16 protein-coding genes are annotated in these 12,535 nt (G+C 71.0%); 8 read left to right on the plus strand and 8 right to left on the minus strand.

What is annotated here, in order from left to right; all coding sequences use genetic code 11:
* Positions 1-2 precede the first annotated feature (2 nt).
* A complete protein-coding gene (locus ACGFYU_RS31500; protein WP_393830724.1) occupies positions 3-611 on the minus strand; it encodes an SgcJ/EcaC family oxidoreductase in 609 nt (202 codons plus the stop codon).
* A gap of 139 nt (positions 612-750) precedes the next feature.
* On the opposite strand from ACGFYU_RS31500, the gene ACGFYU_RS31505 reads away from it, so the two are divergent.
* The 3 genes from ACGFYU_RS31505 (at position 751) to ACGFYU_RS31515 (ending at position 3,111) form a co-directional block, all read left to right on the plus strand.
* Positions 751-1,218, plus strand: coding sequence for a MarR family winged helix-turn-helix transcriptional regulator (locus ACGFYU_RS31505; protein ID WP_393830725.1), 468 nt, complete (start codon positions 751-753; stop codon positions 1,216-1,218).
* A gap of 123 nt (positions 1,219-1,341) precedes the next feature.
* Entirely contained in the window at positions 1,342-2,058 is a 717-nt protein-coding gene (locus ACGFYU_RS31510; protein ID WP_393830726.1) for a hypothetical protein, read from the plus strand.
* A gap of 129 nt (positions 2,059-2,187) precedes the next feature.
* The gene (locus tag ACGFYU_RS31515) at positions 2,188-3,111 is read left to right on the plus strand and encodes a zinc-binding alcohol dehydrogenase family protein (RefSeq protein WP_393830727.1); all 924 of its coding nucleotides are present in this window, start codon (positions 2,188-2,190) and stop codon (positions 3,109-3,111) included.
* 44 nt (positions 3,112-3,155) lie between these two features.
* Here ACGFYU_RS31515 and ACGFYU_RS31520 read toward each other — a convergent pair whose 3' ends face one another.
* From ACGFYU_RS31520 to ACGFYU_RS31535, 4 genes are all read right to left on the minus strand, one after another.
* A complete protein-coding gene (locus tag ACGFYU_RS31520) occupies positions 3,156-3,575 on the minus strand; it encodes a hypothetical protein (protein WP_393830728.1) in 420 nt (139 codons plus the stop codon).
* 105 nt (positions 3,576-3,680) lie between these two features.
* Positions 3,681-4,079, minus strand: a complete 399-nt coding sequence (locus ACGFYU_RS31525) for a hypothetical protein (protein ID WP_393830729.1) — start codon at positions 4,077-4,079, stop codon at positions 3,681-3,683.
* A 301-nt stretch (positions 4,080-4,380) separates the two neighbouring features.
* A complete protein-coding gene (locus tag ACGFYU_RS31530) occupies positions 4,381-4,572 on the minus strand; it encodes a DUF397 domain-containing protein (RefSeq protein ID WP_393830804.1) in 192 nt (63 codons plus the stop codon).
* Positions 4,573-4,585: 13 nt separating this feature from the next.
* Positions 4,586-5,437: a Scr1 family TA system antitoxin-like transcriptional regulator gene (locus ACGFYU_RS31535; protein ID WP_393830730.1), complete on the minus strand. Its 852-nt coding sequence runs from the start codon at positions 5,435-5,437 to the stop codon at positions 4,586-4,588.
* A 284-nt stretch (positions 5,438-5,721) separates the two neighbouring features.
* Between ACGFYU_RS31535 and ACGFYU_RS31540 the strand changes: the two genes are divergently transcribed.
* Entirely contained in the window at positions 5,722-6,075 is a 354-nt protein-coding gene (locus ACGFYU_RS31540; protein WP_393830805.1) for an ATP-binding protein, read from the plus strand.
* Positions 6,076-6,132: 57 nt separating this feature from the next.
* Here ACGFYU_RS31540 and ACGFYU_RS31545 read toward each other — a convergent pair whose 3' ends face one another.
* Positions 6,133-6,663, minus strand: a complete 531-nt coding sequence (locus ACGFYU_RS31545) for a cupin domain-containing protein (RefSeq protein WP_393830806.1) — start codon at positions 6,661-6,663, stop codon at positions 6,133-6,135.
* 23 nt (positions 6,664-6,686) lie between these two features.
* Here ACGFYU_RS31545 and ACGFYU_RS31550 point away from each other — a divergent pair, with 23 nt between their 5' ends.
* Entirely contained in the window at positions 6,687-7,901 is a 1,215-nt protein-coding gene (locus ACGFYU_RS31550) for an RNA-guided endonuclease InsQ/TnpB family protein (RefSeq protein ID WP_393830731.1), read from the plus strand.
* A 17-nt stretch (positions 7,902-7,918) separates the two neighbouring features.
* Here ACGFYU_RS31550 and ACGFYU_RS31555 read toward each other — a convergent pair whose 3' ends face one another.
* Together ACGFYU_RS31555 and ACGFYU_RS31560 are read right to left on the minus strand one after the other, a co-directional pair.
* Positions 7,919-8,155, minus strand: a complete 237-nt coding sequence (locus ACGFYU_RS31555; RefSeq protein WP_393830732.1) for a hypothetical protein — start codon at positions 8,153-8,155, stop codon at positions 7,919-7,921.
* 87 nt (positions 8,156-8,242) lie between these two features.
* Positions 8,243-9,169, minus strand: coding sequence for a cyclase family protein (locus ACGFYU_RS31560; RefSeq protein WP_393830733.1), 927 nt, complete (start codon positions 9,167-9,169; stop codon positions 8,243-8,245).
* An 83-nt stretch (positions 9,170-9,252) separates the two neighbouring features.
* Here ACGFYU_RS31560 and ACGFYU_RS31565 point away from each other — a divergent pair, with 83 nt between their 5' ends.
* From ACGFYU_RS31565 to ACGFYU_RS31575, 3 genes are read left to right on the plus strand one after another with little or no spacing between them, the layout of a single operon-like run.
* Positions 9,253-10,173, plus strand: coding sequence for an SDR family oxidoreductase (locus tag ACGFYU_RS31565; protein ID WP_393830734.1), 921 nt, complete (start codon positions 9,253-9,255; stop codon positions 10,171-10,173).
* A 15-nt stretch (positions 10,174-10,188) separates the two neighbouring features.
* Entirely contained in the window at positions 10,189-11,382 is a 1,194-nt protein-coding gene (locus ACGFYU_RS31570; protein ID WP_393830735.1) for an acyl-CoA dehydrogenase family protein, read from the plus strand.
* Positions 11,379-12,446 carry a Zn-dependent alcohol dehydrogenase gene (locus ACGFYU_RS31575; protein WP_393830736.1) on the plus strand — a complete coding sequence of 356 codons (1,068 nt, stop codon included), beginning with the start codon at positions 11,379-11,381 and terminating at the stop codon, positions 12,444-12,446. Before ACGFYU_RS31570 ends, ACGFYU_RS31575 begins: the two co-directional genes overlap by 4 nt.
* Positions 12,447-12,535 lie beyond the last annotated feature (89 nt).

Consider the following 12,535-nt stretch of genomic DNA (forward strand, 5'->3'; position numbering starts at 1 on the left):
GGTCACTTCTCCGCCTTCGGGGCCGTGCGGGGGGAGTAGAGGAAGGAGAAGCGCTCCATCACGTTCTGGCGCCGGGTGTTGTGGAAGGCGGCGATCCGCCAGGTGCCGTCGGTGTCGCGGACGAGGGTGTACGTCTGGACCTTCGAGAGCTCGGCGGCGGCGGGCCTGCCGCCGGTGTAGTCGTCGCCGCGGCCGGTGAGGAGGACGACGTCCTTGCCGAGGAAGCGCATGTCGAGGTAGGTGGCGGCGAGCTTGCTGCCCTTGACGAAGTCCGCGAAGAGCGCGCGGTGGCCCGCGGTGATGTCGGCGCGGCCCTCGTAGTGGGTGCCGATGTAGGTGGTGTAGGTGCCGTTCTCCGTGAACTGGAGGCCGTACGCGTCCGCGTCGCCGGCTCCCCAGGCGGCGGTGAGGGCGTCGAGGGTGGCGCAGACGGCCTCGCCGTCGGCGCGGGGCGCGTCGGCCGGGATGACGTCGGCGCAGGTCGCGACGCCGGTGCGGTGCACCTCGGAGGTGGTGTCGAGGTACAGGTACGCGCCCGCGGCGGTGAGGGCGAGGGCGGCGGAGGCGGCGAGGGCGGCGCGCTTGAGGGTCTTGGCGGTCTTGGCGTTCACGGTGATGCCTCTCTGCTGGCGCTAGGGCGCTAGGGCGCTACGGGCTACGGGGCCGCGCGATTGACTACACTTGTGCAGTAGCTGCGCACACTCATTATCTGCACGCATGCAGATATTCGCCAAGGGGAAAGGTGTCGGGATGGCAGAGCAGGATGAACGGCGGCTGGTTTTCCGGGACTACGTCGACGCCGTGGGGCTGCACGGCATGGCGGGCGCGGAGGCCGCGGGCCTCCAGGCGTCCGAGTGGTACGCGCTCAGCCGCATCACCCTGGCCGACGGCCTCACCTCGGGCGAGCTCGCGGCCCGGACGGGCCTCACGACGGGCGCCACGACGCGGCTGATCGACCGGCTGGAGCGGGCGGGTTACGTACGCCGCGTCGCCGATCCGGCCGACCGGCGCAAGGTCGTGGTGGAGGCGGTACCCGGCGCGCTGGCGGGGGTCGAGGAAGCGGTGGCCCCGGCGCGGCGGCGGATCGCGGAGGTGCTCGCCGAGTACACCGACGAGCAACGGGACCTGCTCTTCGGCTACTTCGCGCGCGCGGCCCCGGCGTTCCGCGAGGCGACCGAGGAGATCCGCGCCGCGACGCACGAGCGGAAGGGACGCTAGCCGGGGGCCCGGCCCGGGGCGGTCGGGTGTCTGCCGTCGTGGAACTATGAAGTGTCCATGACGCGTCATCGTTCGCGCGTCGGATCCAACACCCTTACCCTCCCTCATCATCAGGAGAAGCGCATGGCCAACCCGTACGCGGTGACGCCCCCTCCGCCCCCGCAGCCCCCGCGGCGTTCGGGAGGCGGCAAGCTCCCTGCCGTCCTGGCCGTCGTCCTGGTCATCGTCGGCATCATCGCGGCGTCCCGGTGGCTCGGCAAGGACGGCGACCCGGGCAACGGCAAGGGCACGTCCGCCTCCGCCACCGCGTCCCCCTCCGCCAAGGCGTCCAAGGACCCGGGCAACCCCGAGTCCTCCTCGGACACGTCCAGTTCGTGGAAGGTCGGCGACTGCGGCGGCCCCGACCCGGACAACAAGCCGGACGGCTACCGGCCGCAGAAGTGCTCGGCCGCGGGCGCCACCTTCAAGGCCATCGACATCAAGGACGCCAGCATGTTCCCGGGCGCGATCCAGTGCCCGGCCGGTACCGACCTGATGATCCAGGTGAGCATCTCCTACGGTTCGAGCAAGAAGGGCGGTATCCCCACCAACACCGTCTGCGGCCGGAACCTGTCCGGCGAGCACCCGGGTGACGCGGGCGCCGGCGGCGGGCAGCTGGTGCAGGGCGACTGCATCGACTCGCAGGCCCAGGAGGTCCCCTGCGCCAAGGGCGGTTCGGGCACGTACAAGGTGCTCGGCCTCGTCAAGACCAAGGACGAGTGCCCCTCCGGGACCACCGAGCCGATGCAGCTGACCATGGCCATCGGCCGCCCGTACGACGTGATCTGCGCGGACGGCTGACGCCCGCCCGCCGGCGCCGGGGTGGGGACGTCCGGCGCCGGCCCTCTTCGGAGGGCTCCGGTGGTCGGGGCGCCGAGGCCGGCCGACCTATCGTTGGGGCGTCCAAGGGAACCGGATCGGGGAGGTCCTGTGCTGCGCATTCGTCATGAGGTCAACGGTGGGCCCGAGGTGCTGTTCGCCGAGGAGGCCGACCGGCCCGAGGCGGGCGCCGGGGAGGTGTTGGTCCGGGTCGAGGCGGTCGGGGTGACCCTGCCCACCGTGCGCAAGGTGCGGGAGGGCAGCGGACCGGTCTCGTTCGGCGGCGAGGTCGCCGGGGAGATCGTCGCCGCAGGTGCGGGCGTGACCGCCTTCGGCGTCGGAGACCGCGTCACCGGGCTGTGCTTCGCCGACGCCTACGCCGAGTTCGCGGTCCTGAACACCGCGATGACCTCCCGGATCCCGGACGGCGCGACCGCTGTGGAGGCGGTCGCGCTGGTCCGCAGCGGGCTGGTGGCGCGCGGGGCGTATGAGGCCGGGCGCGTGGAGCCCGGCGAGTCGGTCCTGGTCACCGCGGCGGCGAGCGCCGTGGGCACGCTCGCCCTCCAGTACGCCAAGGCCGGCGGGGCGGCACGCGTCGTCGCCGCCGTCGGCAGCGCGGACAAGGCCGACTTCGTCCGGGGGCTGGGCGCCGACGAAGTCGTCCTGTACGAGGAACTCGACCGGGGTGCCCCGTACGACGTGATCCTCGACGGCGTCGGCGGTGACCTTCTCGGCCCCGCTGTACGGTCCCTGGCGACGGGCGGCCGGCTGGTGGCCTTCAGCTCCGGCGGTGGCACGGTGGAGGCGTACGAACTCCTGGTCCGCGGCGCCTCGATGATCGGATTCCAGATGCGGGCCATCGCCACCGGCAAGCCCGCACTCTACGACCGCTGGCTGCGCGAGCTCTGGCAGTCGCGTGACGCGGGGACCCTGCGCACCGCCGTGCACGAGGAGATCCCCCTCGGCGAGGCGGCCCGGGCCCATGCCCTCATCGAGCAGCGCCGCAACCTCGGCAAGGTCGTCCTCGTCCCCTGATCCGCCGGCGCCGGGTGGGGAAAGCCGGCGCCGGCGGCGGGCGGTCAGGCGACCGGCTGGCCGGTGAGCAGGCCCAGCAGGTGGTCCATCTCGGTGCGCCAGATGCGGTGCACGTTCATGCGCGTGGGCTGCGGCTGGCCGGGGAGCTGCATGCGGAAGTCGCTCCAGATCGTGTTCCGGTTGATCTGCCCGACGAGGCCGGAGGCCTGGTCCGCGGGGATCGCGAAGGCTATCTCCTGCGGGCGGTTGCTCATCCGGCTCGCCTTGTGGACCACGACGGCCTGTTCGGTGACGGTGATGAAGTAGTAGGTGAGGAACGCCTGGCCGATGAGGCCGAGCATGCTCATCAGCCACACGCTCGGGCCGGCGATGGCCTGGATGGTGACGAGGGGACGGTCGGCCGGGTTGGCCTGCGCGATGGCTGCCGCCACCTGCTGCTGGATGGTGGCCTTCTTCATGGCCATGGGGGACTCCTGAGCGGAAGAACTGCCTCCGGCGGTCGGAGGCACCGCAGGGTACCGACCGGCCACCGGCCGCTCCCCTGCGGGTCGGTCTGCGGGAGGAGCTCGTCATCGGTGCGAGACGGTCAGCGAGAGGCAGTCGACGGGGCGGACCCGCCATTCGGCGCGGAGCCCGTCGCGCAGGACGATGCTGAAGCCGGCGATCTCGCCGCGGTGGAGGGCGGCGAGGGCGGGGACGCGGCCGCCGCCATCGGACCAGGCGAGCGCGCGGTGCACCTCGGTCGGTGAGAGGGCGAAGGGGTGGGTGGTCCGGATCTGGACCCGGATCAGGCGGATCGCCTCCTCGGCGGTGTCCAGCATGACGCGGTCGAGGAGTTCGGGGGTCTGGGCGTAGGCGTCGGCGTAGCAGAGGGCCTCGAACCAGTAGCCGGTGCGGATCGCCACCGTGGCGTCTCTGGCGGTGGCCCCGGCCGGGGTGGTGTGCGGGGTGTGGTGTCGCGCGAGCATGCGGATCACTCCTGCCGGTGCGGCGGGGCCGCCCCCTCCAAGCCGTGACGAGCGGCGGGGCGGGGGCGGCGGTGCGCCTCCCATCAACTGGCGCAAGATTGAAGGGAGTTGCCCGCCTCCGGTCTGCGGCGCGTGGTGCGCGATACCGGAGGTGGCGTGCTTGGAAGGTAGCGCCGACCGAAGGGCCGTATCAACTGTTTGACGTCTAAAGAGTGAGACGGCATATGCCGACGCGTGGTACGGCAGCGAAACGGCTCCCCGCCCACAAGGGGGCAGGGAGCCGTTGGTTGCGGCGGGCTGCTCAGGCGAGGTCGTCAAACTCGCCTGCGGCGGCTCCGTCGATGAATGCCCGCAGCTTGGCTCGTGAGGTCTTGATGACCAGACCCGGCTGGTCGCTCTCCCGGATCAGGACCTCGCCGCCAACCACGGCCACTTCGAGGCAGTTGCCTTCCGCGTCCGTCGACTTCGAGGACTTGCGCCACTGAATATCCACTGTTCCCACGCCTTCATACTTGTTGCGCCATTTCGCGAATGAAGTCACGCGACCGTACGGGGTCGTACGACTTCTCCTCGGTCCGGTCCAGGACCGCCCGATAGTTGGCGAGCCGCGTCTCGGCATCGAGGAACGCGGGGCCGGTTGCGGTGTCCGTCTGCACCGTGTCGAGCTGCGGGACCGGGCCGTGCGCATAGAGTGTCGAGCTTCCCGCGTACGGGAAACCTCCGACCCGGAAGGGAATCACCCGTACGGTCAGGTTGTCGCGCTCCGACTGCTTGAGCAGGTAGTCGAGTTGCTGCAACGCGATCCCGCGGCCGCCGTACGTCATGCGCAGGGCGGCCTCGTGGATCAGGAAGGTGCAAGCCGGGGCGTCCGGACGGTCGAGGACATCGCGGCGCCTCATCCGGTGGGAGAGTCGCCGTCGGAGGTCTATCGGCCGCAGAGGCGGTACGGCCTCCTCGAAGACGGCCCGCGCGTAGTCCTCCGTCTGTAGCAGGCCCGGCATGTGCATGATCTGTACGGTGCGGAGTGCGACGGCGTGGTGTTCGAGCTCGGACAGGTCGAGCTGTCCTGCGGAGAGGTCGTCTCGATAGTCGTCCCACCATCCGCGGCCGCGTTCTTCCGCCATGGCCGCCAGGGCGTCGACGTAGGCCTGGTCCGGGCAATCGTAGTGACTGGCCCACGTGCGGACGCGTTCGCTGCTGACGCCGAACCGACCGCTCTCGATGTTGCTCATCGCGGTTCGGTCGGTGCTGAGTTGTGCCGCCGCCTCGGTGAGCGAGATTCCCGCCTGCTCCCGGATCTTCCGCAGCTCGGCGCCCAGCCTCCGCTGCCGCGCGGTCGGAGCCTTCCTCGGTGGCATCGGCGTCCCCTCCTGTCGGCTCCCAGTGTGACGCGTGGGCTCGCGCGAGGTCCACTTCGTCGCATCAAATATCCGAAACCGTAAAACAGATGTTACGTCTCCCGCTACAGTCGTGCTCAGCATCGCGCCGCACGCCGAAGGGAGCGAAGTGCAGCCGCTGGCGCGCGCCTTGGGGGCGCGCCACCTGGGGGCGGCCAAGGCCACGCACGGGCAGGCAGCGCGAATCCGTACCGCGTTGGGAGACGAACGTGACGCACGCGAGTGCCTTAGGGCTCAGCTACCGGATGATTGCGCCCAGTCGGCCCGATACGCCGAGGGTCGTGCGGGAGTTGGTGGCGCTGATCCTGCGGAGCGCAGGTTTCGCCCACCTGGTGGAGGCGGCGCGGCTGTGCACCTCCGAGGTGGTGACCAACGCGCACCGGCACACACGGACCACCCTGATCGGCATCGATGTCACCGTCGTGGGCGGCCGGGTTACCGTCGAGGTGTGCGACAGCGGGCCGGTGGGCCGGCTGGCGGGCGGGGGATTGCTCGATACCGGCGGTCGGGGGCTCGCGCTCGTCGGGGCGTACTGCGACGACTGGGCGGTGGTCAGCGGCGACGGCGGGACCGTGGTGTGGTTCCGGCTCGGCGGGTGAGCCACCTGCGGCCGTGCGCCGGGCGCGGGCGCGCCGTGGGCCGGGTCCCGCGTTCGGTCAGGGCCGTATCTGCATGCCGTAGCGGGCTGCCGCCTCCACGATCTTCGCGATGTCCGGTTCGGTGGGGGTGGGGAGTTCCTTGGCCGTCGCGGGTTCGCCCACCTCGGCGAAGAACTCGTCGATCGCGCCGCCCGGCACGAAGATGGCAAGCATGCGCGTGGTCTCCAGCGGTTCGAACCGCTCCCAGACGCCCTCGGGGAGGTGGAAGAAGGAGCCCGGGCCACCCTCGAACGTCTCGCCGTCGACGTGGTAGCGGACCCGGCCCTCCAGGACCAGGGCGCTCTCGGTTCCGGCGTGCATGTGGGGCGGTGGGCCCCGCCCACCGGGATCGTCATCTCGATGACGGCCATGGCGCCACCTGTCTCCCTGGTGGCCGCCTTCACCCGATTTCTCCCAGGATGCCCCGGCCTTCAGGCCGGGGTGGGGGTACCTCCCGCTTGCGGGGGAGAATGGGTCCTTGGCGCGGAGGCGCGGAGCGCCGGAGTTCTCTTCGCATCTGTTCTGACCTGCGCTCTCTTCCGTTGTCAGTGGGGGCTGTTAGGTTGCTGATCATGACGACAGCAGCGATAGCCGAGGAGGTGACCGGGCATGCCCGGTACACCTTCCGGCTGCGCGTGTCGAAGACGGCGCTGGCCCAGCTCGAAGACGAGTGGTCAAAGTGCCGTTGGGTGTGGAACGAGTGCGTGGCGATGTCCCGCAAGGTCCACAGGCACAGCAAGGCGACAGGCGAGAAGACCACGTGTGGTCCGTCGCAGCTGGACAAGATGCTGACCGAGGCGCGCGGCGTGATGTCGTGGCTGCGGAAAGGCAGTTCGGTTCCTCAGCAGCAGATCATCCGGGACTTCGCCAAGTCCCGGACGAAGGCGCTCAAGGACATCAAGGCGAAGCTGCCGATGCGGCAGCGGGCCGGGATGCCGAAGCCGAAGAAGAAGCGCGAGGCGCTGCCGTCGCTGAACTACAGCAAGCGTGGTTTCCGCCTCAAGGACGGCCGTCTGCACCTGGCCAGCGGGATCGTGCTGACGGTCGTGTGGTCGCGTGACCTGCCATCCGACCCGACGTCGGTCCGTGTCTACCGGGACAGCCTCGGACACTGGTACTGCTCCTTCGTCGTGTCCTCGATGACCGAGGCCCTGCCGGAGACCGGCCGCGCCATCGGCATCGACTGGGGCGTGCGCGAGACGGCCACCACGACCTCCGACGCTCACGACCTTCCGCACGCCCAGCACGGCAAGACCGCCGCGCAGAAGCTCGCCCGCTACCAGCGGATGATGGCCCGATCGCTTCGGGGCTCTCTCCCTTCCAGCGTCGGCCCGGCCGCCACCGGCCGGAATCCGGTTCCGTGGCGGGCGGGGCAACGGGCGACGGGAGACAATGGTGGGGTCGACCGGCGGATCCCTGTGGGCGAAAGGGGGATCGCGATGAGCGAGGCGATTCTGCGCTTCGATTCTCTTCTGTGCGAACGGTCCAGCGAGGACCCGGGCGATGAAGTGATCATGCACGTCGACGGTCGCAAGGTTTGGCCGGGCGACGACGGCGGTTACCCGATGTCGAGTGGCGCGGAGATCGGGTTTTCCAAGGACTTCCTGTTCCGCGCCGCCTATGTGGTCGTGGCGCTCTACGACCACGACGTTCTCACCCCGGACGACGACCTCGGCAGCATCAGCATTCCCGCCGACGAGGCAGGTACCGGGTCGCACACCCGGGACATCCTCGGACCCGGATCGCACTACAAGCTGAAGTACCGGGTCGGAAAGATCCAATTCTGAGGCGCTGGGGCGGTGGCTCACAGGCCGCCGAGGCCGACACCTCCGTCGCCGCCGTACCCCGAACCACCGGAGTCGGTACCGCCGGTGTCGCCGTTGTCGAAGGCGACGACCAGGCACATGACCGGCCAGGGGAGCACGAACACGAAGAGCAGGTAGACCCAGATCGAGTGGTGGCGCGAGGCGAGGACGAACAGGAGCGCGAGAAGGCCGGCCGAGACCACGGCGCCCACGACACCTGCGAGGCGTCTGACCATGGTCTCCTCCGGCCCCCCGTCGGGCGGCCACCCGCGGCCGCTCCCCAAGGTGGTACCCACCCGGCCTGAGCCCACCCCCGTCCGTCGTCAGAGGACGGCCACCGGGGACACCGGGGTGCCCACCGCGCCGACGAAGGGTTCCGGCATCGCCGACAGGAGGAAGGCGTAACGGTTCTCTTCTGCACAGGCTGTGGACAACTTTTCGAGGTTCCAGTTCTGGCCCTGGTGCATGCCCATCTCCACCAGGTCGAGCGCGTGCACGGGCAGCCAGAGGTTGTCGATCTCCGGGGGGAAGATCTCGAAGGTCAGGGTGTCGTTGGCGACCGCCGCCACGTCCCGCGCGTGGAACCACTCCGGGGTACGGACGGACAGGCCCGGGGACGGGAAGCCGTAGCCGTGCTTGTCGCCCGCCAGGTAGACCTGGACCTGGCCGGTGCGGACCAGGACGATGTCGCCGGGGCGGACCGTGACCCCGCCGAATTCCTCCGCCTCCGACAGGTCCTCCGGGGTCACCGCGTGGCCCCCGGGCAGCCGGTCCAGGCCCTTGGCTCGGGCCACGTCCAGGAGCACGCCGCGCGAGACGATCGGGCCGGCCTTGTCGATGCCGCTGAACTCGGCGCGGCCGTGCGCCGTGATCGAGGACGCCGGGCGGCCGTTGTAGATCCTCCCCGAGTGCGAGACGTGCGTCAGGGCGTCCCAGTGGGTGCCCGCCTGGAGTCCCATCGTCACGGCGTCGTCGCTGCACGCCACCGTGCCCGGCCCGAAGATCTCCTGGTTGATCTGCACCATCGTGTGCAGCGGGTTGATCCGGCCGGGAATCATGCCCGCCTGCACCCCGTCCTCCTTCAGCGGCAGGGCCAGCGGTATCCGGCGGCCGGTACGGATCTCCGCCGCGGCCGCCCGTACGACCTCGTCGGTGACGAGGTTGAGGGTGCCGATCTCGTCGTCGGCGCCCCAACGCCCCCAGTTGTTCACGCGCTTGGCGATGTCGTGGAACTCGGCGGGCAGGGTCATGAGGTCCCCCAGGGCTTGTGCTCCGGTATCTGACTGGTCATAGAATCTAACGGTCCGTCAGAAAACGCGGGAAGGGGCCGGACGTGGGGAACTTCTTGGCAGGCAAGGTCGTGGCCGTCACCGGCGCCGGCCGGGGCATCGGGCGGGCCGTGGCACTCGCCGCGGCCGCCGAGGGTGCCAAGGTCGTCGTCAACGACTACGGCGTCGGGATCGAGGGCGGGGAGCCGACGAGCGAGATCGCCGACGGCGTGGTGAAGGAGATCCTCGCCGCCGGCTGGGAGGCCGTCGCCGTCGCCGACGACATCTCGACGATGGAGGGCGGCCAGCGCATCGTCGACACCGCGCTCGCCCGCTACGGACGCATCGACGGCGTCGTCTGCGTCGCCGGCATCCTGCGCGAACGGATGCTGTTCAACATGTCCGAGGAGGAGTGGGACCCGGTGGTCGCCACCCACCTCAAGGGCACCTTCACCGTCTTCCGCGCCGCCTCCGCCGTCATGCGCCGCCAGGGCGGCGGCACCCTGATCGGCTTCACCAGCGGCAACCACCAGGGCTCGGTCGCCCAGGCCAACTACAGCGCCGCCAAGGGCGGGATCATCTCGCTGGTCCGCTCCGCCGCGCTCGGCCTGGCCAAGTACGGGGTCACGGCCAACGCCGTCGCCCCCGTAGCCAGGACCCGCATGTCGGCGGGCGTCCCCATGGAGCTCAAGGAGATCGGCGAGCCCGAGGACGTCGCGGCGCTCGTGACCTACCTGCTCTCCGACAAGGCCGTCGCCGTCGGCGGCGAGAAGATCACCGGGCAGGTCTACACGATCGCCGGCCCGAAGATCGCCGTCTGGGCGCAGCCGCGCGAGCTGCGCGCCGGCTACGCCGAGGGCTCCTGGACCCCGGAGAAGATCGCCGATTTCCTGCCCGGGACGGTCGGCACCGACCCGATGCCGATGCTCGCGCAGCTGGAGGCCATGGCGAAGGCGGCGGCCGCCAAGGACCGACCCAACGCGTAAAGGGAGGGACACGGCGTGGATTTCGGCTTCGGGGACGGGGACGGGGAGCTGCGCGGCCACGCCCGGGCGTGGCTCGCCGAGCACCTCGTCGGCCCGTACGCGCGGGCCAGCGGCCTCGGCGGCCCGGGCAGCGAGCACGAAGGCGTCGACGCCCGGCGCGCCTGGGAGCGCGAGCTGGGCCGCGGCGGCTGGATCGGGCAGGGCTGGGAGGCCGAGGGGTACGGGAACCGGCGGCTCTCCCTGACCGGGCAGGTGGTGTGGGCCGAGGAGTACGCGGCGGCGCGCGCCCCCGGCCGGGTCGGCCACATCGGGGAGAACCTCCTCGCGCCCACCCTGATCGCGTACGGCAGCCAGGACCAGCGGGACCGCTTCCTGCCCGGCATCGCCCGCGGCGAGGAGCTGTGGTGCCAGGGCTACAGCGAGCCGGGCGCCGGCTCCGACCTCGCGGGCGTCCGTACCGCGGCCGTACGGGACCCGGCCGACGGGCTCTTCCGCGTGACCGGGCAGAAGATCTGGACCTCGCTGGCCCGGGACGCCGACTGGTGCTTCGTCCTGGCCCGCACCGAGCCCGGATCCCGGCGCCACCGCGGGCTGTCCTTCCTGCTCGTACGGATGGACCAGCCCGGGCGCGTAGAGGTACGGCCGATCCGGCAGATGTCGGGGACCTCCGAGTTCAACGAGGTGTTCTTCGACGGAGCGGTGGCCTCGGAGGTCGTCGGCGGGGAGGGCGAGGGCTGGACCGTGGCCATGGGCCTGCTCGCCCTGGAGCGCGGGGTCTCCACCCTGGTCCAGCAGATCGGCTTCGCGGCGGAGTTGGAGCGGGTGATCCAGGCCTACGCGGCTTCGGGCGCGCCCGATCCGGCCCTGCGGGAACGCCTCGTACGGCAGTGGGCCGAGCTGCGCACCATGCGGTGGAACGCCCTGCGCACGCTCGGTTCCACGGACGACCCGGGGGCCCCGAGCGTGGCCAAGCTGCTGTGGGGCGGGTGGCACCGGCGGCTCGGCGAGCTGGCGGTGGAAGTGCGCGGCGCGGCGGCCTCGGCCGGCCCGCGGACCTGGGAGCCCGGGCTTCCGTACGAGCTCGGACTCGACGAGGAGCAGCGGCTCTTCCTGTTCACCCGCGCCGACACGATCTACGGCGGCTCGGACGAGATCCAGCGGAACATCATCGCCGAGCGGGTGCTCGGCCTGCCTAAGGAGTCCAGGTGAGAGGCGTCGTGTTCGACGGCAAGCAGGCCCAGGTGGTCGACGACCTGGAGATCCGCGATCCGGGGCCGGGCGAGGTGCTCGTCGCGATAGCCGCGGCCGGCCTGTGCCACAGCGACCTGTCGGTGATCGACGGGACGATCCCCTTCCCGCCGCCGGTGGTGCTCGGGCACGAGGGCGCGGGCGTGGTCGAGGCGGTCGGCACGGGCGTCACGCACGTGGCGCCGGGCGACCACGTGGCGCTGTCGACGCTCGCGAACTGCGGGGCGTGCGCGGACTGCGACCGCGGCCGGCCGACGATGTGCCGCAAGGCGATCGGGATGCCCGGGCAGCCCTTCTCGCGCGGCGGGAAGCCGCTGTTCCAGTTCGCCTCCAACTCGGCCTTCGCGGAACGCACGATCGTCAAGGCCGTGCAGGCGGTGAAGATCCCGGACGACATCCCGCTGACGTCGGCGGCGCTGATCGGCTGCGGGGTCCTGACGGGCGTGGGCGCGGTACTGAACCGGGCGAAGGTGGACCGCGGGGATTCGGTGGTCGTCATCGGCACCGGCGGGATCGGACTGAACGTCCTCCAGGGGGCCCGGATCGCGGGGGCCACGACCATCGTGGCGGTCGACGCGAACCCGGCGAAGGAGGCGGTGGCCCGGCAGTTCGGGGCCACGCACTTCATCGACGCGTCCGCCGTCCCGGACTCCTCCGCGGCGGTCAAGGAGATCCTCCCGACGGGCACCGACCACGCCTTCGAGTGCGTGGGCAACGTCAAGCTGATCCGGCAGGCCGTCGACCTCCTCGACCGGCACGGGCAGGCGATCCTGCTCGGCGTGCCCGGCTTCCAGGAGGAGGCGGCCTTCCAGGTCTCGTCGATGTACCTGGACAAGACGATCATGGGATGCCGGTACGGGTCCTCGCGCCCGCAGCGTGACATCGCGCTGTACGCCGAGCTCTACCGGCAGGGCCGGCTGCTGCTGGACGAGCTGGTCACGGAGGTCTACCCGGTCGAGGACTTCGCCAAGGCCGCCGACGACGCCCACCACGGGCGGGTGGCCCGGGGGGTGCTCACCTTCTAGTACCGGTCGTCATCCGGGCGGGGGTGGTACCAGTACCGCTTGGCCACCCAGGTCAGGGCCAGGGGCGGGGTCAGCACGGGACGGCGAAG

The sequence above is a fragment of the Streptomyces sp. NPDC048337 genome, assembly GCF_043201175.1.
Lineage (GTDB): Bacteria > Actinomycetota > Actinomycetes > Streptomycetales > Streptomycetaceae > Streptomyces.

Coding starts and splice junctions, on each gene's coding strand:
- ACGFYU_RS31520 (WP_393830728.1), bottom strand. CDS start 3,575: ATGGCCATGAAGAAGGCCACCATCCAGCAGCAGGTGGCGGCAGCCATC.
- ACGFYU_RS31540 (WP_393830805.1), top strand. CDS start 5,722: ATGATTGCGCCCAGTCGGCCCGATACGCCGAGGGTCGTGCGGGAGTTG.
- ACGFYU_RS31510 (WP_393830726.1), top strand. CDS start 1,342: ATGGCCAACCCGTACGCGGTGACGCCCCCTCCGCCCCCGCAGCCCCCG.
- ACGFYU_RS31525 (WP_393830729.1), bottom strand. CDS start 4,079: ATGCTCGCGCGACACCACACCCCGCACACCACCCCGGCCGGGGCCACC.
- ACGFYU_RS31560 (WP_393830733.1), bottom strand. CDS start 9,169: ATGACCCTGCCCGCCGAGTTCCACGACATCGCCAAGCGCGTGAACAAC.
- ACGFYU_RS31550 (WP_393830731.1), top strand. CDS start 6,687: ATGACGACAGCAGCGATAGCCGAGGAGGTGACCGGGCATGCCCGGTAC.
- ACGFYU_RS31505 (WP_393830725.1), top strand. CDS start 751: ATGGCAGAGCAGGATGAACGGCGGCTGGTTTTCCGGGACTACGTCGAC.
- ACGFYU_RS31535 (WP_393830730.1), bottom strand. CDS start 5,437: ATGCCACCGAGGAAGGCTCCGACCGCGCGGCAGCGGAGGCTGGGCGCC.
- ACGFYU_RS31555 (WP_393830732.1), bottom strand. CDS start 8,155: ATGGTCAGACGCCTCGCAGGTGTCGTGGGCGCCGTGGTCTCGGCCGGC.